Source organism: Mesorhizobium sp. B2-3-2 (genome assembly GCF_006442295.1).
GTDB lineage: Bacteria > Pseudomonadota > Alphaproteobacteria > Rhizobiales > Rhizobiaceae > Mesorhizobium.
This window is the reverse complement of record NZ_VFWA01000002.1, coordinates 180,897-205,914: the sequence shown is the minus strand read 5'-3', so window position 1 is coordinate 205,914 and position 25,018 is coordinate 180,897. Positions and strand designations below refer to the sequence as shown.

At 63.9% G+C, this 25,018-nt stretch carries 23 protein-coding genes; 9 read left to right on the top strand and 14 right to left on the bottom strand.

The window, feature by feature from the left end; translation table 11 throughout:
* Positions 1–218: 218 nt before the first annotated feature.
* From FJ964_RS06240 to FJ964_RS06220, 5 genes are all read right to left on the bottom strand, one after another.
* Entirely contained in the window at positions 219–1,391 is a 1,173-nt protein-coding gene (locus FJ964_RS06240; RefSeq protein WP_140549582.1) for an iron-containing alcohol dehydrogenase, read from the bottom strand.
* A gap of 17 nt (positions 1,392–1,408) precedes the next feature.
* Positions 1,409–2,797: an aldehyde dehydrogenase family protein gene (locus FJ964_RS06235; RefSeq protein WP_140549581.1), complete on the bottom strand. Its 1,389-nt coding sequence runs from the start codon at positions 2,795–2,797 to the stop codon at positions 1,409–1,411.
* Positions 2,798–2,975: 178 nt separating this feature from the next.
* Positions 2,976–4,346: a glutamine synthetase family protein gene (locus FJ964_RS06230; protein WP_140549580.1), complete on the bottom strand. Its 1,371-nt coding sequence runs from the start codon at positions 4,344–4,346 to the stop codon at positions 2,976–2,978.
* A 97-nt stretch (positions 4,347–4,443) separates the two neighbouring features.
* On the bottom strand, positions 4,444–6,000 hold the full coding sequence (locus FJ964_RS06225) for an amino acid permease (protein ID WP_140496309.1): 1,557 nt from the start codon (positions 5,998–6,000) through the stop codon (positions 4,444–4,446).
* Between the two features lie 19 nt (positions 6,001–6,019).
* Positions 6,020–6,838, bottom strand: coding sequence for an N-formylglutamate amidohydrolase (locus FJ964_RS06220; protein WP_140549579.1), 819 nt, complete (start codon positions 6,836–6,838; stop codon positions 6,020–6,022).
* A gap of 144 nt (positions 6,839–6,982) precedes the next feature.
* Here FJ964_RS06220 and FJ964_RS06215 point away from each other — a divergent pair, with 144 nt between their 5' ends.
* From FJ964_RS06215 to FJ964_RS06205, 3 genes are all read left to right on the top strand, one after another.
* Positions 6,983–7,807 carry a MurR/RpiR family transcriptional regulator gene (locus FJ964_RS06215; RefSeq protein ID WP_140549578.1) on the top strand — a complete coding sequence of 275 codons (825 nt, stop codon included), beginning with the start codon at positions 6,983–6,985 and terminating at the stop codon, positions 7,805–7,807.
* 280 nt (positions 7,808–8,087) lie between these two features.
* Positions 8,088–9,245: an efflux RND transporter periplasmic adaptor subunit gene (locus FJ964_RS06210; protein ID WP_140549577.1), complete on the top strand. Its 1,158-nt coding sequence runs from the start codon at positions 8,088–8,090 to the stop codon at positions 9,243–9,245.
* The gene (locus FJ964_RS06205) at positions 9,242–12,373 is read left to right on the top strand and encodes an efflux RND transporter permease subunit (RefSeq protein WP_140549576.1); all 3,132 of its coding nucleotides are present in this window, start codon (positions 9,242–9,244) and stop codon (positions 12,371–12,373) included. The genes FJ964_RS06210 and FJ964_RS06205 overlap by 4 nt, the downstream gene beginning before the upstream one ends.
* A gap of 55 nt (positions 12,374–12,428) precedes the next feature.
* Here FJ964_RS06205 and FJ964_RS06200 read toward each other — a convergent pair whose 3' ends face one another.
* The 6 genes from FJ964_RS06200 to FJ964_RS06175 all read right to left on the bottom strand — a co-directional run bounded on the left by FJ964_RS06200 (position 12,429) and on the right by FJ964_RS06175 (position 18,329).
* On the bottom strand, positions 12,429–12,836 hold the full coding sequence (locus FJ964_RS06200; protein WP_140496314.1) for a GtrA family protein: 408 nt from the start codon (positions 12,834–12,836) through the stop codon (positions 12,429–12,431).
* Positions 12,833–13,654, bottom strand: a complete 822-nt coding sequence (locus FJ964_RS06195) for a ChbG/HpnK family deacetylase (protein WP_140549575.1) — start codon at positions 13,652–13,654, stop codon at positions 12,833–12,835. The genes FJ964_RS06200 and FJ964_RS06195 overlap by 4 nt, the downstream gene beginning before the upstream one ends.
* Positions 13,651–14,637: a glycosyltransferase family 2 protein gene (locus FJ964_RS06190; RefSeq protein WP_140549574.1), complete on the bottom strand. Its 987-nt coding sequence runs from the start codon at positions 14,635–14,637 to the stop codon at positions 13,651–13,653. Before FJ964_RS06190 ends, FJ964_RS06195 begins: the two co-directional genes overlap by 4 nt.
* A complete protein-coding gene (locus FJ964_RS06185) occupies positions 14,630–15,796 on the bottom strand; it encodes a glycosyltransferase family 87 protein (protein WP_140549573.1) in 1,167 nt (388 codons plus the stop codon). The genes FJ964_RS06190 and FJ964_RS06185 overlap by 8 nt, the downstream gene beginning before the upstream one ends.
* Before the next feature lie 229 nt (positions 15,797–16,025).
* The gene (locus FJ964_RS06180; RefSeq protein ID WP_140549572.1) at positions 16,026–17,063 is read right to left on the bottom strand and encodes a zinc-binding dehydrogenase; all 1,038 of its coding nucleotides are present in this window, start codon (positions 17,061–17,063) and stop codon (positions 16,026–16,028) included.
* Between the two features lie 27 nt (positions 17,064–17,090).
* Positions 17,091–18,329: an acyl-CoA dehydrogenase family protein gene (locus FJ964_RS06175; protein WP_140549571.1), complete on the bottom strand. Its 1,239-nt coding sequence runs from the start codon at positions 18,327–18,329 to the stop codon at positions 17,091–17,093.
* Between the two features lie 120 nt (positions 18,330–18,449).
* Between FJ964_RS06175 and FJ964_RS06170 the strand changes: the two genes are divergently transcribed.
* The 6 genes from FJ964_RS06170 (at position 18,450) to FJ964_RS06145 (ending at position 22,791) form a co-directional block, all read left to right on the top strand.
* A complete protein-coding gene (locus FJ964_RS06170) occupies positions 18,450–19,265 on the top strand; it encodes an SDR family oxidoreductase (protein WP_140549570.1) in 816 nt (271 codons plus the stop codon).
* A gap of 24 nt (positions 19,266–19,289) precedes the next feature.
* Positions 19,290–19,790 (top strand): MaoC family dehydratase, encoded by a 501-nt coding sequence (locus FJ964_RS06165; RefSeq protein WP_263483366.1) that lies wholly within the window; start codon positions 19,290–19,292, stop codon positions 19,788–19,790.
* A complete protein-coding gene (locus FJ964_RS06160) occupies positions 19,787–20,818 on the top strand; it encodes a phosphotransferase family protein (protein ID WP_140549569.1) in 1,032 nt (343 codons plus the stop codon). The genes FJ964_RS06165 and FJ964_RS06160 overlap by 4 nt, the downstream gene beginning before the upstream one ends.
* A gap of 17 nt (positions 20,819–20,835) precedes the next feature.
* The gene (locus tag FJ964_RS06155; protein ID WP_140549568.1) at positions 20,836–21,612 is read left to right on the top strand and encodes an SDR family oxidoreductase; all 777 of its coding nucleotides are present in this window, start codon (positions 20,836–20,838) and stop codon (positions 21,610–21,612) included.
* A 92-nt stretch (positions 21,613–21,704) separates the two neighbouring features.
* Positions 21,705–22,349, top strand: a complete 645-nt coding sequence (locus FJ964_RS06150; protein ID WP_140549567.1) for a TetR/AcrR family transcriptional regulator — start codon at positions 21,705–21,707, stop codon at positions 22,347–22,349.
* Between the two features lie 193 nt (positions 22,350–22,542).
* Complete coding sequence (locus FJ964_RS06145) at positions 22,543–22,791, top strand: DUF680 domain-containing protein (protein WP_140549566.1); 249 nt, start codon at positions 22,543–22,545, stop codon at positions 22,789–22,791.
* Positions 22,792–22,838: 47 nt separating this feature from the next.
* Here the strand turns inward: FJ964_RS06145 and FJ964_RS06140 are convergent, their stop codons facing one another.
* The 3 genes from FJ964_RS06140 to FJ964_RS06130 form a co-directional block, all read right to left on the bottom strand.
* Positions 22,839–23,891 (bottom strand): Gfo/Idh/MocA family oxidoreductase, encoded by a 1,053-nt coding sequence (locus tag FJ964_RS06140; RefSeq protein ID WP_140549565.1) that lies wholly within the window; start codon positions 23,889–23,891, stop codon positions 22,839–22,841.
* An 11-nt stretch (positions 23,892–23,902) separates the two neighbouring features.
* A complete protein-coding gene (locus tag FJ964_RS06135) occupies positions 23,903–24,688 on the bottom strand; it encodes a ThuA domain-containing protein (RefSeq protein ID WP_140549564.1) in 786 nt (261 codons plus the stop codon).
* A 79-nt stretch (positions 24,689–24,767) separates the two neighbouring features.
* The gene (locus FJ964_RS06130; RefSeq protein WP_140549563.1) at positions 24,768–24,989 is read right to left on the bottom strand and encodes a hypothetical protein; all 222 of its coding nucleotides are present in this window, start codon (positions 24,987–24,989) and stop codon (positions 24,768–24,770) included.
* Between the last annotated feature and the right edge of the window lie 29 nt (positions 24,990–25,018).

The following is a 25,018-nucleotide window of genomic DNA, read 5'->3' as shown; positions in this document are numbered from 1 at the left end:
GCCGTTGGGCGCCTGCGATGCGGTATCGTTTTCGTGTGACAGCCAGATGAAAGCTTTATGAAACCCCACCGCTGGCAGCACGAAAGTTAACTCCTTTTAATCGACTGTAGCAATTAGCCATCACTTAATTTTCCGGCTAATTAGTTTTTGCCTTGCACCTCACCCTTTCCCCTTGGTTGCCCCTGATTTTCCAGATCAATTTTACCCTTAAAGCGGTATCACACCGTCCCGGCGATTGCATTTTCGAGCAGCGTCAGCGCCGCTTTCTTGGTCAGCTTGACCGGGTTGCCGCCGGCTGTCGGATCGACCACCGCCATATCGGCGATCAAGCCCTTGCGCTTCTTGTCCATGTCGAGCCCCTTGATCAGGCCCGGCAGCGCATGCGGCACCTTCAATTCCTTGCGAAGCCTGATGACAGCCCTGGCGAAGCCGTCGAAGCCGCCCCTTATGCCGCAATAGGCGGCGAGCCGCGCGATGCGGTCCTCGATCGCCTCGCGGTTGAAGGCGAGCACATAGGGCATGAACACCGCATTGGTCATGCCGTGATGGGTGTCGTAAAGTGCTCCGATGGGATGCGACAGCGAATGGATGGCACCCAACCCCTTCTGGAAGGCTGCCGCGCCCATCGCCGCGGCGCTCATCATGTTGGCGCGGGCGACCAGATCCCTGCCGTTGGCATAGGCCTTCGGCAGGTTCTCGAAGACGAGCCTGATGCCTTCCACGGCGATGCCGTCGGCCATCGGGTGATAGCCCGGCGCGCAATAAGCCTCGAGGCAATGGGCCAGCGCGTCCATGCCGGTGCCGGCGGTGATGAAGCCCGGCATGCCGACCGACAGTTCCGGATCGGCAATGACGATCGCCGGCAGCAGCTTCGGATGGAAGATGACCTTCTTGGTATGGGTCGCCTCATTGGTGATGACGCCGGCGCGGCCGACTTCGGAGCCGGTGCCGGCCGTGGTCGGCACCGCGATGATCGGCGCGATCGCGTCCGAGTTGGCGCGCGTCCACCAGTCGCCGATGTCCTCGAAATCCCAGACCGGCCGCGTCTGTCCCGCCTGGAAGGCGATCAGTTTGCCGAGGTCGAGCGCCGAGCCGCCGCCGAAGGCAATGACGCCGTCATGCTTGCCCTTTTTGAACACCGCGATGCCGGCGGTGAGATTGGAATCGACCGGGTTCGGCTTCACTTCGGAGAAGACCCCATAGGGCACTTTTACGTCATCGAGGATTTTCAGCGTCGAAGCGACGACCGGCAGTTTCGCCAGCCCCGGATCGGTGACGAAGAGCGGCCGCTTGATGCCGGTGGCGGCGAGCACCTCGGGCAATTCCTTGATGCGCCCGGCGCCGAAGCGGACGGTGGTGGGGTAGTTCCATTTGGAGATCAGCTTGGACATGTTTGTCTTTCAAAAAATCAGATGGCTTCGCGCAGGTGGAAGGATTTCGGCCGGGTCAGGTTGTCGTAGCCGATGGCTGACAAGCCGGCCCCCTTGCCGGTGTCCTTGACGCCGGTCCAGACCAGCGCCGGGTCGAGGTAGTCGCAGCGGTTCATGAACACGGTACCGGTCTCGACGCGGTCGCCGATCGCCACCGCATGCTCGGTGTCGCGCGTCCAGATCGAGGCGGTCAGGCCGTAGGGGCTGTCGTTCATCAGCGCGATCGCCTCCTCGTCGTTGCGCACCTTCATGATGCCGACGATCGGGCCAAAACTTTCCTCTCGCATGACGCTCATCTGGTGGTCGACGTTGGTCAGCACCTCCGGCGCCAGATAGGGCGAGCCTTCCCTGTCGTCGGCCACCTTCATGGCGATGTGGGCTTTGGCGCCCTTGCGCAGCGCCTCGGCCTTCTGCTCGCGGATCAGGTCGGCGAAGCGCGCCTGCGCCATCGGCCCCATCGTCGTCGCCTGTTCGAGCGGGTTGCCGACGACATAGTTCTTCGTCTCGGCGATGAAGCCTTCGACGAACTCGTCATAGACCTTTTCGTGCACATAGACGCGCTCGATGCCGCAGCAGCATTGGCCGGAATTATAGAACGCGCCGTCGACGAGATTGGCGACGGCATGGTCCATCTTGGCGTCGGGCAGCACATAGGCCGGATCCTTGCCACCAAGTTCCAACCCGAGCGTCATGAAGGTGCCCGCCGCCGCTTTCTCGATGGCGCGGCCGCCGGCGACCGAGCCGGTGAAATTGACGTGGTCGATCTTGCCCGAGCCGAGCAATCTTTCTGTCTGGGCATGGTTCAGCACGATGTTCTGGAACACGCCCTTGGGCAAGCCTGCTCTGTCGAAGGCCTGCTGGAAACGCTCGCCGACCAGCAGCGTCTGCGCGGCATGCTTGAGGATGACGGTGTTGCCGGCCATAAGCGCCGGCACGATCGTGTTGACCGCGGTGAGGTAAGGGTAGTTCCAGGGCGCTATCACCATGACCACGCCGAGCGGATCCTTCTTCACATAGCGGCGGAACCCGTCCTTCGGATTGGAAGCCGGGACCGATTTCAGCGCCGCTTCGGCGATCTCGACCATATAGCTGGTGCGTTCCTTGACGCCGCCGAACTCGCCGCCATAGCGCACCGGACGCCCCATCTGCCAGGCAATCTCCGGCACGATCTCGTCGGTCATGGCGACCAGCGCGTCGAGCATCGCCAGCATGTACTTGCCGCGCTGGGCGATCGAAGTCTGCGCCCACTTTTCCTGCGCTGCCTTGGCGCGCTCGATGGCGGCATTGACCGCCTGGTCCGTCGCCACCGGCCGCTCGGCGTAGATCGAGCCATCGATGGGGGATTTGAGTTTGACCGTTTCGGTCATCCTTTAGGTCCTCGCATTGTAACAATCGAAAATCGTTTGGCTTGACGCTGCCCCTCATCCGCCTGCCGGCACCTTCTCCCCGTATAGTGTCGGGGAGAAGGAAAAGCTCAGGCGCTGGCGCCCCCTCTCTCCAATGGAGAGAGGTAATGGTGTGGGCGGTGCTGACGTCGCCGGCTGTCTAATATCGCTCGAACCCTCTGTGCAGTTCCCAATCCGTAATGCGGCGGTCGTATTCGAACTGCTCCCATTTTGCCGTGTGGACATAATGTTCGAGCACGTCCTCGCCGAAGGCCTGCTTCAGCATCTTCGATTTGGCCAGCGTGTCGGTGGCGTCGCGCAGCGTCTTCGGGATCTCCGGCAGGCGCGATGCCTGATAGGCGTCGCCGACGAAGGGCTTCTGCAGCTCCAGCTTCTCGTCGATGCCGGCAAGGCCGGCGGCGATCAGCGCCGCGAAGGCGAGATAGGGGTTCAAGTCGGCGCCACCGATGCGGCATTCCATTCGGATGCCCTTGGTGCCTTCGCCGCACAAGCGGAAGCCGGCGGTGCGGTTGTCTTCGCTCCACATGATCTTGGTCGGCGCGAACGTGCCGGCCTGGAAGCGCTTGTAGGAATTGATGTAGGGCGCCAGGAACCAGGTGAACTCCTTGGCGTATTTGAGTTGGCCCGCCGCCCATTGCTGGCCGAGGCTCGATAGCGTCCATTCACCTTGTCTGTCGAAGAAAAGCGGCGTGTTGCCGTCGGCGCTCCACAACGAATTGTGGATGTGGCTGGAATTGCCGGCGAACCCGTAATTGTACTTGGCCATGAAGGAAATCGCCTTGCCTTCGGATTCGGCGATCTCCTTGGCGCCGTTCTTCAGGATGACATGGCGGTCGGCCATCTCGAGCGCCTCGGCATAGCGCACATTGATCTCTTCCTGACCCGGACCCCACTCGCCCTTCGAATTCTCGATCGGGATGCCTGCAGCTTCCATCTCGTTGCGAAGCCGGCGCATGACGCCTTCTTCCTTGGTGGTGATGCCGATCTGATAGTCGCCGATGTATGGCGAGGCGGTGTCGAGGCCCTGCCAGTGCTTCTTGCGCGCCGAATCGTACGTCTCGCTGAAGAGGTAGAATTCGAGCTCGGAGGCGAAATAGCCGATATAGCCGCGCTCCGTCAGCCGCTTGACCTGCTTCTTCAGGATGGCGCGCGGGGAATGCGGCAGGTCGTCATGGGTGTGGTGGTCGAGCACGTCGCAGATCACGAGCGCTGTCTTTTCCAGCCACGGAATGCGCCGCAGCGTCGCGAGGTCCGGCTTCATGACGAAATCGCCATAGCCCTTCGACCAGCTTGCCGCCTTATAGCCGGGCACCGGCTCCATATCGATGTCGGCGGCCAGCAGATAGTTGCAGCCATGCGTCTCGTCATGCGCCGAATCGACGAAGTACCGGGCCAGGAACCGTTTTCCCGCCAGCCGTCCCTGCATATCGACGATGCAGGCCAGCACGGTGTCGATCTCCCCACCGGAAACCGCTTTCTTCAACTGATCGAACGAGAAATTTCCGGCCATTCCTTTGGCGCTCCAGTGCTTGTCATTTGAGGCTGTCGATTTCGAAGGTCGAAACCGTGGCCGGCAAGGTGCCGGCCACGGCTGTGAGATGCTGGCCTCAGTGGCCGGTTTCGCCGACGGCCTGCTCAGCCGCCTTGATCGCCGCCTGGCGCGCCGCGATGATGTCGCCGAGCGGCGGGCCCTGGAAGCGGTTTCGCTCGAAGGCAAACCAGACGATCGCGGTCAGGATGAAGAAGCCGACGGTGATGTAGAGCGCCCAGTCGTTCGGCGGCTGGATGCCGATGACGAAGATCAGGATCATCGACACGATCGACAGGACCGCAAACAGCATGAACACGCCGCGCCCCATGTTCCACGGTCCCATCTTGTCCCACTTGGGCGTACCCCAGGCCAGCATGCCGAGCACGATCGGTACGGTGAAGGACAGGAACAGGAAGATGACGGTGCAGGAGACCACGATGGTGTAGGCCGAGGTGCCGGCGACCGAAACCAGCGTCGAACCCCAGACGAACAGCACCGACAGGATCGATGCCGTCCAGATCGCCGCCACCGGCGTGCGGTAGGTCGGGCTGACCTTGGCCAGTGCCGACGAACCCGGCAGGCCGCCGTCACGCGAGAAGGCGAAGATCATGCGCGACGCCGATGTGACGGTGGCGAGGCCGCACAGCAGTTGCGCGATGAACACGACGAGGTAGACGAACTCCTTGAGGCCAGGGCTGACGCGTTGGTCGAAGGCCCAGAAGAACACGTTCCAGCCTTGCTTGGCGGCATCGTCCATGTTCGGGATCATCAGCACGAAGGCGGCCAGGAACAGATAGCCGAAGACCGCCGACCAGATCACCGACATGACCATGGCGCGCGGCACCGAACTGGCCGCCTTGATGGTCTCCTCGGACGTATGCGCCGAGGCGTCGTAACCGGTGATGGTGTAGATCGGCAGCAGGAGGCCGAGCGCGAACACCCAGGCGTTCGAAACCGACGGCCAGACGCCGCCTCCGGCATCGCCGGAGTAGTTATGGAAGGTGAACAGCCGGCTGAAATCCCAGGTTTCGGCGGAGAGCAGGCAGACCACCGCGATCAGGATCGAGCCGAAGAAGATGAGGTAGCCCGAGAAGTCGGTGAGCTTGGCCGTCAGCTTGATGCCGAGATGGTTGATCAGCGCCTGGGCGCCGGTGATGATGACCAGAAAGATCATCTGGTTGGTCAGCGTGCCTTCGATGCCGAGCGCCGGTCCGAAGGCGCCGATGAAGAAGGTCCAGGTGCCGACATTGATGGCGCCGAGCACGGTGATCAGGCCGAGCAGGTTGAGCCAGGCCGTGACCCAGCCGGTGCCGCGGTTGCCCAGGATCGAGCCCCAATGATAGAGCCCGCCGGCCGTCGGATAGGCCGAGCTGATCTGCGACATGGCGACAGCGAAAGTCAACGAGACGAAGCAGCCGACCAGCCAGCCTATGCCGATGCCGATGCCGCCGGCGCCCGACGTTGCCTGCGCCAGCGAATTGATGCCGCCCGACAAGATGCAGATGATGGAGAAGGAAACGGCGAAATTCGAAAAGCGGCTGAGGCGCCGCTCCAGTTCCTGGGCGTAGCCCATGCTGTGGAGGACCTTGACGTCCTCCGCCTTGTCAACTTCGGTATATCCAGGTGCTGCCATTTTTAGTCCCCTTGCGTTCTCAGCTGGCCGATTGAACTGACTTTCCCACTGCGTGTTCCCTGGCGCCCCTGGTCTCCTCGGGCTCCAGATCCGAAAAGATGCCTGTGAGCAGATCCGCCCATTTCCGCTGCCCGGTTTCGCCGGAGATTTCATCGTTGCGGATTTCGATCATCGCGCAGGGCAGCCCGCGCGGGCGCGCATGGCGTTCCAGCGTAAAATAGACGCGGTCGGCCGGCGAATAGGGTTCGTTGACGCCGACGGTGATGCCGGCAAGCCGCCGCAGCGCCGATATCAGCGGCGCCGCCAGCCGGCGGTCGTCATCGTGAATGATGCCGATATGCCAGGGCCGGTCGCGGCCTTTGTAGACCGGCGTGAAGGAATGCACCGATACCAGCCGCGTCTCCTGGCCGCGCGCCAGCCTGTCTTCGACAATATGCTCGATGGCGCTATGGAATGGCTGCCATGACAGGGCGACCCGCGCCGCGCGCTGCTTTTCAGACAGGCCGGTGTTGCCCGGTATGGCTGTGGTTTCGCTGACCGGCGGCACCAGGTCCGGCGCGTCAAGCGGCCGGTTGCAGTCGATGACGAGACGCGAGATGCAGGTTTCGACCAGCGTCGCATCGAGCGCCTGCGCCATGCGCAGCGCAACCGGCAGCGCGCCGGGATCCCAGGCGATGTGACGCGACAGGTCCTCGGCGGTGAGACCGAGCGTTCCGAATTCGGCAGGCAGGAAATTGGAGGCGTGGTCGCAGGTGAGCACGAAGGGGCTCGATCCGCCCGGGTTGGTCACCCTTACGGCATCAGACGATGCAAGGCTGGCGGGCCGTGCTTTCTCCATAGTCTGCGGTCCCCGGGGAGCGCTGTATCGTATGTTACGTATTTTGCCTCATTGCGTCCCTATGGATGATTTCATACAGTTTGTCCGGCTTTGTCAAATGCGATTTGGGGAAAACACCGTCGGTCGGGCCATGGGTGGGAAAAGATGATTTCCAGTATTGCCGAATTGATTGCCGACCGCATCGGCATGATGCCGGCCGGCGAGCGGCGCGCGGCCCAGACGCTGATAGCGAGCTATCCGATGATCGGCCTGAAGACTGTCGCCGAATTCTCGTCCGCGGCCGGCGTGTCCTCGCCCACGATCCTGCGTTTCGTCGCCAGGCTCGGCTTCCAGAACTATCCGGAGTTCCAGTCGAGCCTGCAGGACGAACTGGCGGCGCAATTGCAGTCCCCTGCGACCCGCACGCTCAATCCGCCCTTGCCCGGCGGCACGGCGTCGCCGATGCTGGAGGCAACGCTCGACAATATGCGCGAGACGTTCCGGCATCTGTCCGACAAGCAGCTTGCCGACATCGCGTCCCGCCTCGCCGAGCGTCGCGGCAAGACATTCCTGATCGGCGGCCGCTTCACCGACCCGCTGGCGCGCTACATGGCCGCCCACCTCGCCATCATCCAGCCCGACGTCATTCACCTCGCGGGTCAGGAAAGCATGTGGCGCGACAGGCTGATCGACATGGGCAAGCGCGACGTGCTGGTCATTTTCGACATCAGGCGCTACCAGGACAGCCTCATCCGTTTCGCCGAGAAGGCGCATCAGCGTGGCGTGCAGATCGTGCTGTTCACCGATCAGTGGCTGTCGCCGATCGCCCGCTTCGCCCGCCACGTCATCGCCGGGCGAACCGCCGTGCCTTCGGCGTGGGACTCCTCGGCGGCGCTCTTCGTCGTCGCCGAAACGCTGATCGGTGCCGTCACAAGGCAACTCGAGGCCGACGGCGCCCGGCGCATCCGCGAGATGGAAGGCCTGCGTTGATGCAGCCCCGGGATAAGTCTGAAACGATTTCGGCCCGAAACTGGCGTCGGGGCCGCATAACCAGCGTTGTAATCTCGAAAGTCCGGCTCGAAGCGAACTAAAAAATCAAAACGACACGAATACCGCCAACGTTACGCATATTTAATGTGCGTGGACACTGAAGAATTGTCATAAAGGCACGATATCGGGGGCTTGCTTCTTGCCTTAGAATAGCCCCGCTGCGTCTGCTTATTTCGGGAAACCGGTGGACGGAAGGATTGTTTTGCCAACCGGAGTGCCGATGGCCGCCTGGAAACAGATACTTTTCGCCCTTGTGGTGCTGGTGGTGGCTGCTGCCGCCTGGCTGCGCTTTTTTCCGGGCGCGCCGGACGTGCTGGCGCGCTGGGGAATAGACTGGGCCTACGCGGCAACGCCTCCGGCTGAAAAAACTGGCGCCGGCACGAAATCCGCTGGCGGCGAGCGAGCCCGTCAGGTCAACGTCGTCGTCGTGCCCGCTATTTCCGCGACCATAAACGATCGGCTCCAGGCCATAGGCACCGGCCGCGCCAATGCGTCGGTGACGGTCAATCCCTACTCCTCCGGCCGTCTCGCCGAATTGCTGGTTTCGTCCGGCACCCATGTCGACAAGGGACAGGTCATCGCGACCCTTGATTCCGAGACCGAAGTGATCGCCCAGGACCGTGCCCGGCTCGCGCTTCAGGACGCACAGGCCAAGCTCGACCGGGTCAGGTCGCTACGCGCCTCCAATGCGGCGACACCGGTCGCCGTCGCCGATGCCGAAGTGGTGCTGGCCGGCGCCAAGCTGGCGCTACAGGATGCGGAACTCGCGCTGCACCGCCGGTCGGTTCTCGCGCCGATCTCCGGCACGGTCGGCATCCTGCCGATCTCCGCCGGCAATTATGTGACCAACCAGTCGGCGATCGCCACGCTCGACGACCGGTCCTCGATCCTTGTCGATTTCCTGGTGCCGGAGCGCTTCGCCGCCGCCGTCAAGATCGGCGCGCAATTGTCGGCGACGCCGATCGCCAACCCCGGCAACAGCTATACCGGCACGGTTTCGGCCATCGACAACCACATCGACGAGAACAGCCGTACGCTTCTGGTCAAGGCGACGATCGCCAATCCGGCCGATTCGCTGCGCGCCGGCATGTCGTTCGCCATCACCATGAAATTCCCCGGCGAGACCTATCCCGCCGTCAGCCCGCTGGCGATCCTGTGGGGCTCGGACGGCGCTTACGTCTGGGCGGTCGAGAATGGCAAGGCCAAGCGGGTGCCGGTGCGCATCATCCAGCGCAACACCGAAACCGTGTTGATCGACGCGGAGCTGAACAGTGGCGACATGGTGGTGACCGAAGGCACCCAGAGCGTCAGCGAGGGCGGCGAAGTCCGCATCGCCCGCGGAGAGCAGCGCGCCGCGAACGCGGCCGAAGGCTCATGACCGGAGCCGTCAACGCCGCCAGCGAGACCGGCTTTACCGCCCTGTTCATCCGCAGGCCGGTCATGGCCTTGGTGCTGAATGTCCTCATCGCGGTCGCCGGCCTCGCCGCCTTCTACGGCGTCGAGATCCGGGAATTGCCTGATGTCGACCGCGCAGTCGTCACCGTTTCCACGACTTTCGAAGGCGCGGCGGCCGAAACGGTCGATCGCGAACTGACCGACACGATCGAGGGAGCTGTCGCCCGCGTTTCCGGCGTCAAGTCGATCTCGTCGACCTCCTCCTTCGGCTCGAGCCGCGTCACCATCGAATTCAACGATGGCGTCGACCTCAATGTCGGCGCCTCGGATGTGCGCGATGCCGTCGGCCGCGTCGCCAACCAGATGCCGGAGACGGCCGATCCGCCGCGCATCGTCAAGGCCGATGCCAACTCCGACCCCGTGATGCGCCTGGCCGTCACCTCCGACACCATGTCGGTGCAGGACATGACCGTCGTGGTCCAGGACCAGATCGAGGACGAACTGGCCGCCGTTCCAGGTGTCGCCGACGTCCAGGTCTATGGCGACCGCGACAAGATCTTCCGCATCGACGTCGACCAGAACAAGCTCGCCAGCCTGGGCTTCACCGTCGCCGACCTCAGGACCGCCCTTGCCTCGGTCGCCTTCGATTCGCCGGCCGGCTCGATCACCACGACCGATCAGGACCTGATCGTTCGCACCACGGCCGATGTGACGACGCCGGAAGAATTCGAGAACATCATCATTGGCGGCACGACGCGCATCCGCGATGTCGCCACCGTCACGCTTGGCCCCGACATCGGCCAGACCACGTTGCGCTCGGACGGCAAGACCGGCATCGGCATCGGCATCATCCGCCAGGCGGAATCGAACACGCTGGACATCTCCACCGGCGTCAAGGCCGCCGTCGAGAAATTGCAGGCAAACCTGCCGCAAGGCATGTCGATCAAGGTCACCAGCGACGACGCGGTGTTCGTCAACGGCGCCGTCCACGAGGTGGAGATCGCGCTCGCGCTTTCCGTCTCCATCGTTCTGGTCGTCATTTATGCCTTTCTTCTCGACTGGCGCGCCACGCTCATTCCGGGCCTGTCGATGCCCGTCGCCATGATCGGCACCATTGCGGCGATCTATCTCGCGGGTTTCTCGATCAACATCCTGACGCTGCTGGCCCTGGTGCTGGCGACGGGGCTTGTCGTCGATGACGCGATCGTCGTTTTGGAAAACATCGTGCGGCGGCGCAACCAAGGCATGGGGCCGCGTGCCGCCGCTGTGCTCGGCGCACAGGAGGTGTTCTTCGCCGTCATCGCCACCACGCTGACCCTGGTCGCCGTCTTCGTGCCGATCTCCTTCCTGCCGGGCCAGACCGGCGGCCTGTTCCGCGAATTCGGCTTCGTGCTCGCCATGTCGGTGCTGTTGTCCTGCGTGGTCGCGCTGACGCTTTGCCCCATGCTTGCCTCGCGTATGCTGTCCACTGCTGCCCTCCACCACGAGGGCGGCAACGGCGTCGGCGCACGCATCGGCGGCGCGCTGAACGCGGCCTACCGGCGCAGCCTTCATGTCTGCCTCGACGCGCCGTGGATTGTGGTGCTGGTGGCGCTGCTGTTCGCCGGCACCGCATTCGCGCTGTTCGGCACCATCCGCCAGGAATTGACGCCGACCGAGGATCGCGCGGTCGTGCTGCTTCGCATCAGCGCCCCGCAAGGCGTCAGCCTCGATTACACGACGCAGCAGATGCAGAAGATCGAAAAACTGATCCAGCCGCTGCGTGATTCCGGCGAAATCGTCAGCACTTTCGAGAGCGCCGGCCAGAACGGCGCCTATAATTCAGGCTTCATGGTGATGACGCTGGCGCCCTGGGACGAGCGCAGCCGCAGCCAGCAGGAGATCATGGCCGAGATCAGCCAGCTCACCCGCCAGGTGCCCAGCGTGCGCATCTTCCCGGTGCAGCCCAACAGCCTCGGCATCCGTGGCGCCGGCAACGGCCTGCAGTTCGCGCTGGTCGGCAACGACCGCAAGGCGCTCGGCGACGCGGCCGTCAAGATCATCGCCGAGATGCAGAAGGATCCGCGGTTCCAGACACCCCGTCTTTCCATCGACCCGACCCAGCCGCAGCTCTCCGTCGCGATTGACCGCGAGCGCGCCTCCGATCTCGGCATCGACATCACGGGGCTGGCCGACACCATGCAGGCCATGCTCGACGGCAACGACGTCGTCGATGTCTACATCGCCGACCGCAGCTACGGGGTGAAGCTGGTTTCGACCACCAACCCGATCAACGATCCGACCGACCTGGAGAACGTCTTCCTGAAGACGGCTGACGGCCGTTTCGTGCCGATGTCGACCATCGCTACCCTGACCGAGCGTGCCGTGCCGCCCTCGCTGTCGCGCGAGCAGCAGCAGCCGTCGGTGGCGATCACCTCCAACCTCGGCGGCGGTTTCGCGCTCGGCTCGGCCCTTACGCGCGCCGAGGAGATCGCAACGCCGCTTCTGCCGCCGGGCAGCCGCATCGTGCCATTGGCCGAGGCGGCGACGCTGGGTGAGACCAACAGCGCCATGGTCACCATCTTCGGTTTTGCCCTGGTCATCATCCTGCTGGTGCTTGCCGCGCAATTCGAGAGCTTCGTCAGCGCTGTCATCATCATGGCGACAGTGCCGCTCGGCCTCGCCTGCGCCATCTTCGCGCTTCTGCTCTCGGGCACCAGCCTCAACGCCTACAGCCAGATAGGCCTGGTGCTGCTGGTCGGCGTCATGGCCAAGAACGGCATCCTGATCGTCGAATTCGCAAACCAGCTGCGCGATCGCGGACTGGGCGTGCGCGAGGCGATCGAACAGGCCTCGACCATTCGCTTGCGCCCGGTGATGATGACAATGATCTGCACCGTGCTCGGCGGGGTGCCGCTGGTGCTGGCGGCGGGCGCCGGCGCCGAGGCCCGTATCGCGCTCGGCTGGGTGATCGTCGGCGGACTGGGGCTGGCCACCGTCTCGACGCTGTTCCTGACCCCCGTCGCCTATCTCTTGCTCGGCCGCTTCGTCACGCCGAAGACCCAAGAGGAGGCGCGGCTGAAGCGCGAACTCGAGGAAGCCGCCTACACGGATGTGGAGCCGGCTGAATAGGGAAATTCCAGGAGACCGTGTAGCGAATCCGGAATTTTCGTGGGGAAATAGCCTGCTATTTCAGGAGACGGCCCTCGATCGACCAGCGCGCGGCGAGGAAATTCAGCACCGCCGCCACAACCACCCCGCCGATTTTTGCCGGCCACACGCCGACGACACCGGCGAACAGCGCGATCGCGAGGCTGGAGACCCCGAGCGAAATCAGCGCGCCGAGCGAGGCGAAGCGAAGAAAGGCATGATGCAGCCGGATGGCCGGATCGCGCTCGAACGACCAGAAGCCGTTGGCCGCGAAGGAGAAGGTGACGGCAATGAACCAGGACGCAACGTTGGCGGGCAGCGGCGGCACGTGCAGCTTGAGCAGCAGAAAGAAACCGGCAAGGTCGATGGCCGTGTTCACCAGGCCGACGATGGCGAAGCGGATAATCTTGTTGCCGGTCGAACGCCGGGACTGATCGGCACTCATGCCATGCCGTCCATGATGCCGACACGCGCGTGAGCCAGGCTTGCGCCGAAATGATCGGAGGCGAGAACCGCGAATTCGACTTCGCGCACATCTTGCATCGGGTCGCGTGAACGCAACGTCTCGTCGACATGCCCGGGATGGCACATGAACAGTCCCTCTTCCGGCAGGCTTTCAACGGCGGTTTGCAGGGCGGGCGCGAACTTTTCCGGCTGCCGCCAGTCATAGATGCCGGCGAGCGGCGCCCTCACGGTGAAGCCGGCGCGCCGCATGGATCGGTTGAACCCAGTTGCCAGGGCGGTGATCGCCGCAATTTTCGATGCCGCCGCTCCGCTGCCGGCCAGCGCCGGCGCGCCGCGCAGCCACGGTCTGCCAGCATCTCCGGCGAAACGCCCCCGCAGCCATTTGCGCACGACAGGCAGGAAATGCACATGCTGGTGGCCGTCGATGAAATCGGGCCGGCGCCCGAGCGCCTCGACGAAGCGGCCCAATTGGGCGTCGAGCTCGGCATGGACGTCGCAGGTCTCGATGCTGCCGCGCAGGATCGGCAATGCCAGCGAGCGGAGCGGCGGCAGCCGGCCTTCCGGCGCCAGGCTCGACGGGCCGGTCACGGCCGGCTGGTCCGTCAAGGTCAGATGCAGGCCGACGGCGACCCGGCCGCACAGCGGCTTGATGCGTTCCGCCTCCCCCGGCCATTCCGCGAAACCGGTCATGCAACCGGTGCCCGTAAGCCGCCCGCGATCGAGCAGGTCGAGGATCGCCGCCGAGACGCCGGGCGCCAGGCCGTAATCGTCGGCGATCAGGCGGATGCCCCGCATCATGCCCCGGGAACGCCCGGCGCCGACCTGGCGGGAATATCGCTGCGCACGATATCGCGCACGATGTAAACCGGGCGGTCCTTGCTTTCGCTGAGCGTGACCCAGACATATTCACCGATCAGCCCGAGAAGTGTCAGGTTGAGGCCGCCGAGCAGCACCACGGCGACCAGCAGGCTCGGATAGCCTGGAACGGCAATGCCGTAGAACAGCACCTCGAAGAGCACTTTCGCGCCGTAGACCGCGCCGGCAAACGCCGCAAGCAGTCCGCTGAGGCTGATCAGGCGCAGCGGAATAACCGAAAAGGACGTAAACCCCTCTAGCGAAAAGGCGATCAGGTTGAGCCGGCTCCATTTCGACTTGCCGCTGGCGCGGTTTTCCGGCGAATAGGATATGGCCTTCTGGCGGAAGCCGGCCCAGGCGAACAGGCCCTTGTTGAAGCGCCTTTTGTCGCGCAGGCTGGTCAATGCGCGCGCCACGGTGCCGCGCATGACGCGAAAGTCGCCTGCATTCTCGGGAATATCGAACCGCTGGCTGCTGTTGATCAGGCTGTAGAACAGTTTCGCCAACTGGCTGCGCCGCCAGCTTGCCCCGCGCCGGTCGTTCTGCGCGTAGACGACATCGACGTCCGGATTCTCGGCCAGCTCGACGATCATCTTCAGGCTGGTCTCCAGGGAGTGCTGCAGATCCGCGTCCATGACAAGCACCATGTCGCCCCGCGAGTGGTCGAGGCCGGCGAGCACGGCGACCTCCTTGCCGAAATTGCGGCTGAGGCGCACGATTTCCCAGGATCCCGAAAGCGCCTGCGAAAACCGCCGGGCGCTATCGTCCCGGCTGCCGTCGTCGACCAGGATCTTGTGGACCTGCATGCCGAAGCGGCTCGACACCGCCGCCTCGAGCGCGTCGAGCAATGCCGCGAAAGCCGTTGCCGATTGCGCCTCGTTGAAGAACGGTGCGACGATATCGAGTGTCGGGCGCATCTCAGCCATGGGCGACAGGCTCCGCATTCACCAATTTTTGTCGCGCCTTGGCCCAGAACCACCATATCAGGAAGCAGGCGATGAAAGTGACCGTGATCGGCCGAAACCAGGGATAGAGAAAGTCATGCATGTGGCGCTCGACACCGGTCAAACCTGTCAGGAATAAAGTCATGGACAGCACGCAGGCCAGGACGCCACCTTTTTCTTCGCGCCACAACAGGGCAATGGCAAGGCCGGCGGGCACCGCGATCATTGCATATGTGTTGGGCTCGACGCGCGGGTTGAAGACGCACATGTAGAAGGCCGCCGTCAGGAAGATGGCGAGTCCGGCCGCTCCTTGTTCGAGCTTGCGGTCGAACCAGAGCACGATCGAGAGCGTCAGCAGGCCGATCACGACGCGCACCGCAGTGGCAACAGAGTCCGGAACGGGCAGCCCCATCTCGATAAAGGGCGCGGTGAAATCGGTAGGAACAAAATGGCTAGTCTTATCGACGGCCATCGACGTCAGCATGCGGGCGAAATCGCCATACTGCTCGTTCAGGTAGTCGGCGGGAGCGAAAGCGTAGGGTATGGCGAGCACGAACAGCACCGCCAGCACAAGGGCCGGTATCAGCCGCGGGCGCAACGCCCCCACCAACAGCAGCATGATGATCGCGGTCGGCTTGGCCGTGATGGCAAGCGAGGCCCAGAGAAAGGTCTCCGCACGCCGTCCTTCCAGTGCCGACAGGGTCAAGAGCCAGCAGGCGCCGGTCAGCAGGATTGTCGCCTGCCCGTTGCGGATGGCGCCCAGCGTCATCGGCAAAGCGAGGAAGAGGCCGAAGGAAAGCAGCCAGGTCTGCTCCTGTCCGCCCAGCTTGCGCACCTGCCGCGCCGCGGCAAGGGTGAGAACGGCGAAACCGAGGGCATGCCAGGCCAGCCCGCCAAGATGCGATCCCAGGTTCAAGAACGGAATATAGAGCGCGGCGAAGGCAGGCGTGTAAAGGTATCCCATCTCGGACTCGAGGTCGTAGAGCGGCCGGCCGGCCAGAAACTCCACACTGCCATATCTGTAGGCGTGCAACACGGTGCGCGCGTCGGGCGACCACAGGACCAGGCCAAGCACGACCGCGAATGCCCCGATCCACAGGCTAAGCCCCAGACGGTCGAAAACCGGCTTGGAAATCCTCATCAAGCACCCCACACCAATCCGGAACAGGCCCGGTCCAGCACTGTCCCAGCGTTCATTGGCGGCGGCATATCACGGACAAAGCGGGGTGGCATAGGGGGATCGAACGGCGTGGCTGCCGATGACATTGAACGATCGCAGCCAACAAACCACTCTCTTTCCGGCCCTCGAAGGCTATAGCAGCTGTGCTCTGGATGGACCGGAATGCAGCTCAACCGCGCCACCCCCCGCGTTACGGCCGAATGAACACCTTGCCATTGGGCCTGGCCAGTTCCGCCGGCACGCGCGCCATCGCCTCGGCCAGCGGCACCACAGCCGTCACGTCGGTCGTCCAGCGCCCGTCGGAAAAGCGCTTCTGCGCCTCGAGGATCGCAGGACCGCGGCGATCCTTATGCTGCCGCATCCATTCGCTCAGCCAGAAGCCCTCTATGTGCTTGTGCTGGAAAATCAGCTGGCCGGGTTCGCGGATGACCGTGGCCTCGGGATCGAGCCGTCCATAGATGATCCAGCGCGAGCGTTTCGGCATGGCGTTGAAGATGGCCGAGGCCAGTGGCCCGGTTACCGCATCGAGGAAGATGCGCGGCTGTTCGGCCTTTATCACCTCGCGCAGCGAGGCTTCGAAATCGGGCGACTTCTCGTTGAGTACATGGGCGGCGCCGATTTCCTTCAGCAGCGCGATCTGCTCGTCGCGGCGCACGGTGACGACAGGCCGGAATCCTTCCTCCCTGGCCAGCCCGATGATCAGTTTGCAGAGCTGGCTGGCGCCCGCGGTCATGATGAAGGCCCTTTCGCCCTCTCGGCTGACGATGTCGAACATCGCGATCGCGGTGAGCGGATTGACGATCATGGCAGCCCCGTCCTCGTCGCGCAGGGTGTCGAGGAGCGGAATGCAGGCGGCGGCTTCGGCAACGGCATAGTCGGCCCATGAGCCCCAATTGGAGAGCCCGGTGGCGAAGGCAACGCGCTTGCCGACGAGGCTCTTGGGATAAGGCTCGTCGCCGCCGGCAACGACCGCGCCGACGCCTTCGAAGCCGGCCGGCCGGCCCTTGACCCGCGGCTGGCCGTACTGGCCCTTTATGAAGGCGACATCGGACGGATTGATCGACGCAAGGCTGACCTTGATCAGCACTTGCGTCGGCCCAGGCGCCGGGACAGCGATACTGCCTGACACAAGATAGGGCTCCATCGCCTCCAGCGCGCTGCCGCTCGCCGTCCTGCTATAGCCGTCGCCGACCAGCAGCAGCGCCTTCATTTCGGACGGGATGCTCATCGGCTGTCTCCTTGACCGGGCGTGGCCTCAGACCTTCTCCTGCGTGTATTTCTTCAGCTCCGCCCGCGCCACCTGGCGGCGATGCACGGCATCCGGCCCGTCGGCGAGGCGCAGGGTTCTCAGATGCGTCCACGAGCGCGCCAGCGGCGTGTCCTGGCTGATTCCTTGCGCGCCGAACATCTGTACCGCCTCATCGGTGACCTTCAGCGCCACGCGTGGCGCGACCACCTTGATCTGGCTGATCCAGGGGGCGGCGGCGCGCGCGTCGCCCTGGTCTATCATCCACGCCGCCTTGAGGCAGAGCAGGCGGGCCATCTCGATCTCCATGCGGCATTCGGCGATGATGTCGAAATTGGCGCCGAGTTTCGCCAATGGCTGGCCGAACGCCTCGCGGCGGACCGAACGCTGGCACAGCAGCTCCAACGCCATCTCGGCCTGGCCGATGGCCCGCATGCAGTGATGGATGCGGCCGGGGCCGAGGCGGCCTTGCGCGATCTCGAAACCCCTGCCCTCGCCGAGGATCAGGTTCGACGCCGGCACCAGCACATTGTCGAAGCGAAGATGCATGTGGCCATGCGGCGCGTCGTCGTCGCCATAGACCTGCATCGGACGCAGCTTGCTGACATCCTTGGTGTCCGCCGGCACAAGGATCATCGAATGCCGCCTGTGCTTCGGCTCTCCATCGGAGGTCTTCACCATGACGATATAAATGGCGCAGCGGGGATCGCCGGCACCAGAGGCCCACCATTTCTCGCCGTTCAGCACATAGCTGTCGCCGCGCCGCTCGCAGCGCATCGAAATGTTGGTGGCATCCGACGAGGCGACGTCCGGCTCGGTCATCAGATAGGCCGAGCGGATCTTTCCGTCGAGAAGCGGCTCCAGCCAAGCCTTCTTGTGCTCCGCCGAGCCGTAGCGCTCCAGCACCTCCATGTTGCCGGTGTCGGGCGCCGAGCAGTTGAAGGTCTCGGCGCCGAGATGCGCCTTGCCCATCTCCTCGGCCAGATAGGCGTATTCGACGGTGGAAAGACCGTAGCCGCGTTCTGAGCCGGTCAGCCAGAAATTCCACAGGCCGCGCTCCCGTGCGGTCTTCTTCAGCCCTTCGAGGATCTCGGTCTGGCGCCGCGTGTATGTCCAGCGGTCGCCTGCCTTGCCGACTTCACCGAGGAATTCCTTGTCGAGCGGCATGATCTCGTCGCGCACCATGGCCGCGACGCGCGCGTGGATCGGCTTCAGCCGCTCCGTCATGCCGAGATTCATCTCCGTCATCGGTCGCTAACCCTTCATTCAGGCCGGGCATTTTGTCAGTGGCAAGGATGACCGTACTTCGGATAGCCTTGTCAACGCGAACGCTTTCCCCGATCCGCCGATGAAAGGCGCAGGAGTTCGATGAGCTATCTCGACGATCTTTTTTCGGTGGCCGGCAAGACCGCGCTGGTCACGGGCGCGGCGACCGGCATCGGCCGCATGGCGGCGACGGGCCTCGTCGAGGCCGGCGCAACGGTGATGATCGCCTCGCGCAAGGGCGAGGACTGCATCAAGGTGGCCGAGGACTTGAACGGGCTTGGCGCGCCGGGGCGGGCGGAAGGCTTTGCCGGAGACGTTTCCAGCGAGGCCGGCATTGCCGCCTTGGCCGGCGAGGTCAAGGCGCGGACGGACCGGCTGCATATCCTTGTCAACAATGCCGGCGTGTCCTGGGGAGCGCCGCTCGAGAGCTTCCCCTATCATGCCTGGGCCAAGGTGTTCGGCGTCAACGTCACCGCCGTCTTCCACCTGACCCGCGAATTGCTGCCGCTGCTCGAAGCCGCGGCCAGCGACGAGGATCCGGCCCGGGTGATCAATCTGGGCTCGGTGATGGGCACGCAGCCGCTGGCCGACGACGCCTATTCCTACACCGCCTCCAAAGCGGCCGTTCATCACCTGACGCGCACCCTGGCGCTGGAATTCGCCGGCCGCCGCATCACCGTGAACGCCTTTGCCCCTGGCCCCTTCCAGAGCCGGATGACGGCATTTGCCACCGCCACGGAGGAACAGGCCAGGCATGTCGGCAGCCACGTTCCGATCGGCCGTATCGGCGCCCCGGATGACATTGCAGGCGCAACGCTCTATTTGTGCAGCCGTGCAGGCAGCTATGTAACCGGCGCCATCCTGCCCATTGACGGCGGACAGTCGGTGCAGCATGGGCTGACCCTGTTCAAGGAATGACATTTCCGGCCGGGGAAGCCGGGGATGAAACTGGAGGACATCCGCGTGGAACCGATCAGTCTCGATGTGCTTCTGGCCAGCGTCGGCAAGGAGGTGGGCGTCTCGCCATGGCGGGTGGTCACGCAGCGCATGATCGACCAGTTCGCCGACGCGACCGACGATCACCAGTTCATTCATTGCGATCCCGAGCGCGCCAAGCGCGAGACGCCGTTCGGCGGCACCATCGCGCATGGCTTCCTGTCGCTGTCGCTGCTGTCGGCAATGACCTTCGAGACCATGCCGCCGCTGGAAAACGGCAAGATGGGCGTCAACCACGGCTTCGATTCGCTGCGATTCCTGGCGCCGGTAAAGACCGGCGCGCGCATCCGCACCCGTTTCGTGCTGGCCGACGTCAAGGTCAGGCCCTCGGGCTGGGTGCAGACCGCGCATGACGTGACCATCGAGATCGAAGGCTCCAAGAAACCGGCGTTGACCGCGCGCTGGCTGACGCTGACCCTGATCGAACGCCAGCCCGAGACCGCATGAGGGACCCGAACGCGCTCGACCAGGCAGCGCTTTCGCCCTATCTCGAGGCGCAGATCCCCGGTTTTGCCGGGCTTTCCTCGATCGAAAAATTCAAATCCGGCCAATCCAACCCGACCTATCTGTTGACGGCGGCCGGCGGCCGCTACGTGCTGCGCGCCAAGCCGCCGGGGCAGCTGCTGAAATCGGCGCATCAGGTCGACCGTGAATTCAGGGTGATGAGCGCGCTTTCAGGCACCGCCGTGCCGGTGCCACGCATGCTGCATCTCTCGGCCGAGAACTCGCCGATCGGCCGCATGTTCTACGTCATGGATTTCATCGACGGCCGCATCTTTTGGGATCCGGCACTGCCGGAAGCGCGCGACAATGACGAGCGCGCCGCGATCTACGATGCCATGAACGGCACACTCGCCGCCTTGCACGACGTCGATATCGAGGCCGTGGGTCTCGGTGATTTCGGCCGGCCCGGCAATTATTTCGAGCGCCAGCTGGCGCGCTGGACCAGCCAGTACCGCGCCTCGGAAACCGGTGCCATCGCCGATATGGACCGGCTGATTGACTGGCTGGAAACGCATATGCCCGCCGACGATGGCCGTGTCTCGCTGGTGCATGGCGACTACCGGCTGGACAATCTGATATTCGCGCCGGACCGGCCGAAGGTGCTGGCGGTGCTCGACTGGGAACTGTCGACATCAGGTCACCCATTTGCCGATATCGCCTACCAGTGCATGCAATGGCGCCTGCCGCATAGTTCGGGCTTTCGCGGCCTGGGCGGTATCGACCGCGCCGCGCTCGGACTGCCCTTGGAAGAGGACTATGTCGCCACCTATTGCCGGCGGCGGGGGCTCACCGGCATCGGCGGCTGGACGTTCTTCCTGGCCTTCTCCTTCTTCCGGTTGGCTGCAATCTGCCAGGGCGTCTACAAGCGCGCGCTGGACGGCAATGCCTCCAATCCGGAAAAGGCCAGGACCTATGGCGAGGCGGTGAAGCTGCTGTCGCATCTCGCAACGAAACTGATCGACCGAAACTGATCGACAAGGAGTGATCGATGGGCCGCTTCGACGGAAAAACGGTGTTGATCACGGGTGCCGCGGGCGGGCTTGGCCGCGGCGCCGCCAAAGGTTTTGCCGCCGAAGGCGCGCGGCTGGTTCTCTCCGACCTGGATGAAGCAATCTTGAGGAGCTTTGCCGAAACGCTCGATGCCGAGACGGCGATCCTGGCCGGCAACATCGCCGACGAGGCGCTGTCCCAGGCGCTGGTGGCGCTGGCGGTTGAAAGATTCGGCCGGCTGGATGTCGCGGTCAACAATGCCGGCATCGTGCAGAGTTTCGTGCGCTTGCCGCAGGTCGCCTCGGAGGAGGCGCGCCGCGTGATCGAAATCGACCTGCTCGGCGTCTTCTATGCCATGAAGCACCAGATCCCGCAGATGGAGCGGCAGTTCAAGGCGGACGGCAAGGGCGGCGCCATCGTCAACACCGCCTCTGCCGCCGGACTGGGTGGCGCGCCTAAGCTTTCGATCTATGCCGCCGCCAAGCACGGCGTGGTCGGGCTGACCCGGTCGGCGGCAATCGAATACGCCAGCAAGGGCCTGCGCATCAACGCGGTCTGTCCGGCGCATACGAGAACGGCGATGGTCGACAGCTTCGTGCGGATCTCCGGCGCGCCGGAGGCCGACGCCCTGGCCGAACTGACGCGCGGCGTGCCGATGAGGCGGGTGGCCGAAGTGGATGAGATCACCACCGTCATCCTGTTCGCGGCCGATCCCGCCAACTCCTTCATGACCGGCCACGCGCTGGCCGTGGACGGCGGCGTCGGTGCGATCTGACGCCTTGCCGCTTGGGAACCTGCCGCGCTCTTGTCCGTTTCCGTACAGCGTATATAATTCAGTTGGCCCCCAACCAGCAGAGGCAGGCGACATTGCCGGTGAGCGCCCAGACACGCCGCGAGAAACAAAAGGCCGAACAGCGTTCCGAACTTGTCGAGGCCGCGCACAAGCTCGTGCAGGAGGAAGGCTATGAGGGCCTGACCATCCGCAAGCTGGCCAAGCGCGTCGGCTACGCGCCGATGTCGGTCTATTCCTATTTCGCCGACAAGCAGGACATATTGTTCGCGCTGGCCGAGGATGCGTTCGAGACGCTTGCCCGACGCATCGAGGAACATCCTTCCGACGATCCGATCGAGGCGCTGCAAGCGGTGATGACGGAATACGCCGCGTTCGGGCTTGGCAATCCCAATGAATACCGCACCGTCTTCATGACCGAAAAGACCAAGCTGCCGGCAGGCCGGAGCTACGAGGACATGGAAGAAAGCAACCCGGCGATGAAGGTGCTGATCAGCAGGGTCGAGGCCTGCGTCGCCGCGGGGAAGTTGCAGGGCGATCCGCGCGCCATCGCCACCATGCTGTGGGCGGTCGGCCACGGCACCATTTCGCTGCTGATCACCTTCCCCTTCTACCCCTTCGGTGATCCGCAGGCTTTCGTGAAACGGATGTGCGATTTCACCCTTGCCACCCTCAGCACGCAGAACGTGCCCCCGCTGACCGAAACACCGGTCAGCTGCTGAACGATATCTCCTTGCGTTTCCACGCTTCATCGCCGCTCCGCGTTTACGTGCCAAGCGGGACGGATTTTCTTGGTTAACAAAAAATTTCCGTACGCGTACGATTCTGGCTTGAACTTCGCGATCGGTGGGCGTATTTGTACGGAATACCGTACATGTACGAAAATAAATCACCCATCGAACCCGGAGACCGACAATGAAAAAGACCCTCCTCACCCTCGCCGCCGTGCTGGCACTTTCGGGCTCGGCCTTTGCGGCCAACGCGACCCACCCGGTCAAGCACGTGCACGCCGCGACCTGCGTCGACACCACGACTAATGTGAAGCTCGATTGCGCCTCGACCGGCTCGGTCGAGAAGAAGGCTTCCACGGAAAACACGGCTGAAGGCAAGGGCCCGCGGCTCGGCATCAGCATCAATCCCTGGATCGTGCCGAGCGCGTTCTGAGATTGCGGGAATCGCGTCCGGCCGGCAAAAAGCCGGCCAGAACGTTCTCAGGCGATCGTGACCGGTAGCCTGGCCGACGAACTCTCGAAGGCCGCGTCGATCAGCCTCTGCATGTCGGCGGCGCGCCGGAAGGATGGATCGCCGTTCCTTCCCGTATCGAGCGCTTCGGCAAAACGCAGCGCGTTGCGCTTGACGTCCGGCGGCGCCAGAGTCCGCCAACGCTGCTGATCGATGTCCACGCCCAGGCAGGCCGACATGCGTGAAACCTTGCCGTCGGTCTCGACCTTGATGGCGCCCTTGGTGCCATGCATGGCCAGCGACAGGTCGTTGGTGTGGCCAGTCATGTAGCGGCTGGCGACGATCGTTGCGAGCGCTCCGGATTTGAACCGCGCCGTCATCGCGACACTGTCGTTGGCATCAAGCACATAATCGCCGATCCGATCGCCTTCGGCCTTGGGAAACGTCACCAGGTCGGCGTGCAGGGTGGCGATGTCCTGGTCGGCGCCATAGCTGGCAAAATCCAGAATATGGATACCGACATCGCCGAGCACGCCCGTCGAGCCGTGCCGGTTGGACAGGCGCCAAAGCCATTTGTCCTCGACCCGCCAGTCGCCCCATGACTTGCTGACCAGCCAGCTCTGTTTGTAACTCGCCTCGACATGCCGCAATGCGCCGATCTCGCCGGCCTGCACCATGCGTCGCGCTTCGTGAATCGCCGGTGAGTTGCGGTAGGTCAGGTTGACCATGTTGACGACCCCGGCCGCCTCGGCCGCTTCCGTCATCGCGAGCGCATCGGCATGGTTCGGCGCGAGCGGCTTTTCGCAGAAGACGTGTTTTCCTCGGGCAAGCAGCGCCAGCGTCGTGGCCTTGTGCACGCCGTCCGGCGTCGCGTTGATGGCGGCGTCGAACGCTCCCCAGCCGATCGCTGCCTCCAGGCTCTCGAAAGAGTGGCTGATCTGGTTGGCGGCGGCGAACGTCGCCGCGCGACCCGGCACCTGGTCGACGCAGGCGACGATCGTGCAGCCAGGAATCTTGGCGAACTCCTCGACGTGATGTCCGGCAATGCCACCGGTGCCGAGCAGAAGGAGGCGGTGCGCCATCAACTCAGCCCTTAGCTCAAGCCCTTCTCGCCGTCGGCATGCAGGCGCAGGCCTTTCTGGACGATCTTCTCCTTGGCCTGATCTGTCGGCACGTTCGGCGCGTTGGTAATGCCGGACCATGCGGGTGCGGGATTGTGCGCCCAATGCACGGCGTTGCGCAGCACCTGCTGCACGCCTTCATTGTGGTAGATCGGGTAGGTCTCGTGGCCGGGCGAGAAATAGAAGATCCGTCCGGCGCCGCGCTGGTAGGTCAGCCCCGACCGGAAGACTTCGCCGCCTTCGTACCAGGAGACGAACACCGTCTCCAGCGGCTCCGGCACCGCGAAGGGCTCGCCATACATCTCCGTCTCGCCGATCTCCAGGCACTCGCCGATGCCCTGCGCGATCGGATGGCCGCGGTTGATGGCCCAGACGCGCTCGCGCTCGCCCGCCTCGCGCCATTTTAGCGAACAAGGCGTGCCCATCAGCCGCTTGAAGATCTTCGAGTAATGTCCGGAATGGAGCACGATCAGACCCATGCCTTCCCAGACCCGTTTCTGCACGCGCTCGACGATCTCGTCCTTGACCTCGCCATGGGCGGCATGGCCCCACCAGAGCAGGACATCGGTGGCAGCCAGCCGGCCTTCGCTCAAGCCGTGCTCCGGTTCCTGCAAGGTGGCGGTGGTCGCTTCGATACCCTTATCCTGGTTGAGCGCGGCTGCAATGGTCCCATGCATGCCCAGGGGATAGAGGCCGCGCACGGCGGCATTGGTCTGCTCGTGGACGTTCTCGCCCCAGACGACGGCTTTTACCGGCATTTTACGATCTCCCAAAGCGCTTTGAATATCTCACCTGGCGTTGTCTTGGGAAGATGGCTCTCAACCGAAACTGGGGAAATCAGCGACGCTTGCGTCCGGGAACGGTCTTGGCTTTGCCGGGTCTTGCGGGGGCGCCAGGGATAGCCGTCCCCGTGATAGACACCGGATCGCTGGCCGGGAACGTGTCCTCGAGGCCTTCCTCGAGTTCCTCTTCGGCGTCGGCACCGTGATGCCGCTCATGCTCCAGGGAGCGCACGGCCGAGCTTTTGCCGGGCGACTTCGGCGTGGACTTCGATGGCATCGGCATTCTCCCTCGACCTGTTGCCGCGA

Coding starts and splice junctions, on each gene's coding strand:
- FJ964_RS06240 (WP_140549582.1), bottom strand. CDS start 1,391: ATGTCCAAGCTGATCTCCAAATGGAACTACCCCACCACCGTCCGCTTC.
- FJ964_RS06235 (WP_140549581.1), bottom strand. CDS start 2,797: ATGACCGAAACGGTCAAACTCAAATCCCCCATCGATGGCTCGATCTAC.
- FJ964_RS06230 (WP_140549580.1), bottom strand. CDS start 4,346: ATGGCCGGAAATTTCTCGTTCGATCAGTTGAAGAAAGCGGTTTCCGGT.
- FJ964_RS06225 (WP_140496309.1), bottom strand. CDS start 6,000: ATGGCAGCACCTGGATATACCGAAGTTGACAAGGCGGAGGACGTCAAG.
- FJ964_RS06220 (WP_140549579.1), bottom strand. CDS start 6,838: ATGGAGAAAGCACGGCCCGCCAGCCTTGCATCGTCTGATGCCGTAAGG.
- FJ964_RS06215 (WP_140549578.1), top strand. CDS start 6,983: ATGATTTCCAGTATTGCCGAATTGATTGCCGACCGCATCGGCATGATG.
- FJ964_RS06210 (WP_140549577.1), top strand. CDS start 8,088: ATGGCCGCCTGGAAACAGATACTTTTCGCCCTTGTGGTGCTGGTGGTG.
- FJ964_RS06205 (WP_140549576.1), top strand. CDS start 9,242: ATGACCGGAGCCGTCAACGCCGCCAGCGAGACCGGCTTTACCGCCCTG.
- FJ964_RS06200 (WP_140496314.1), bottom strand. CDS start 12,836: ATGAGTGCCGATCAGTCCCGGCGTTCGACCGGCAACAAGATTATCCGC.
- FJ964_RS06195 (WP_140549575.1), bottom strand. CDS start 13,654: ATGATGCGGGGCATCCGCCTGATCGCCGACGATTACGGCCTGGCGCCC.
- FJ964_RS06190 (WP_140549574.1), bottom strand. CDS start 14,637: ATGGCTGAGATGCGCCCGACACTCGATATCGTCGCACCGTTCTTCAAC.
- FJ964_RS06185 (WP_140549573.1), bottom strand. CDS start 15,796: ATGAGGATTTCCAAGCCGGTTTTCGACCGTCTGGGGCTTAGCCTGTGG.
- FJ964_RS06180 (WP_140549572.1), bottom strand. CDS start 17,063: ATGAGCATCCCGTCCGAAATGAAGGCGCTGCTGCTGGTCGGCGACGGC.
- FJ964_RS06175 (WP_140549571.1), bottom strand. CDS start 18,329: ATGACGGAGATGAATCTCGGCATGACGGAGCGGCTGAAGCCGATCCAC.
- FJ964_RS06170 (WP_140549570.1), top strand. CDS start 18,450: ATGAGCTATCTCGACGATCTTTTTTCGGTGGCCGGCAAGACCGCGCTG.
- FJ964_RS06165 (WP_263483366.1), top strand. CDS start 19,290: ATGAAACTGGAGGACATCCGCGTGGAACCGATCAGTCTCGATGTGCTT.
- FJ964_RS06160 (WP_140549569.1), top strand. CDS start 19,787: ATGAGGGACCCGAACGCGCTCGACCAGGCAGCGCTTTCGCCCTATCTC.
- FJ964_RS06155 (WP_140549568.1), top strand. CDS start 20,836: ATGGGCCGCTTCGACGGAAAAACGGTGTTGATCACGGGTGCCGCGGGC.
- FJ964_RS06145 (WP_140549566.1), top strand. CDS start 22,543: ATGAAAAAGACCCTCCTCACCCTCGCCGCCGTGCTGGCACTTTCGGGC.
- FJ964_RS06140 (WP_140549565.1), bottom strand. CDS start 23,891: ATGGCGCACCGCCTCCTTCTGCTCGGCACCGGTGGCATTGCCGGACAT.
- FJ964_RS06135 (WP_140549564.1), bottom strand. CDS start 24,688: ATGCCGGTAAAAGCCGTCGTCTGGGGCGAGAACGTCCACGAGCAGACC.
- FJ964_RS06130 (WP_140549563.1), bottom strand. CDS start 24,989: ATGCCATCGAAGTCCACGCCGAAGTCGCCCGGCAAAAGCTCGGCCGTG.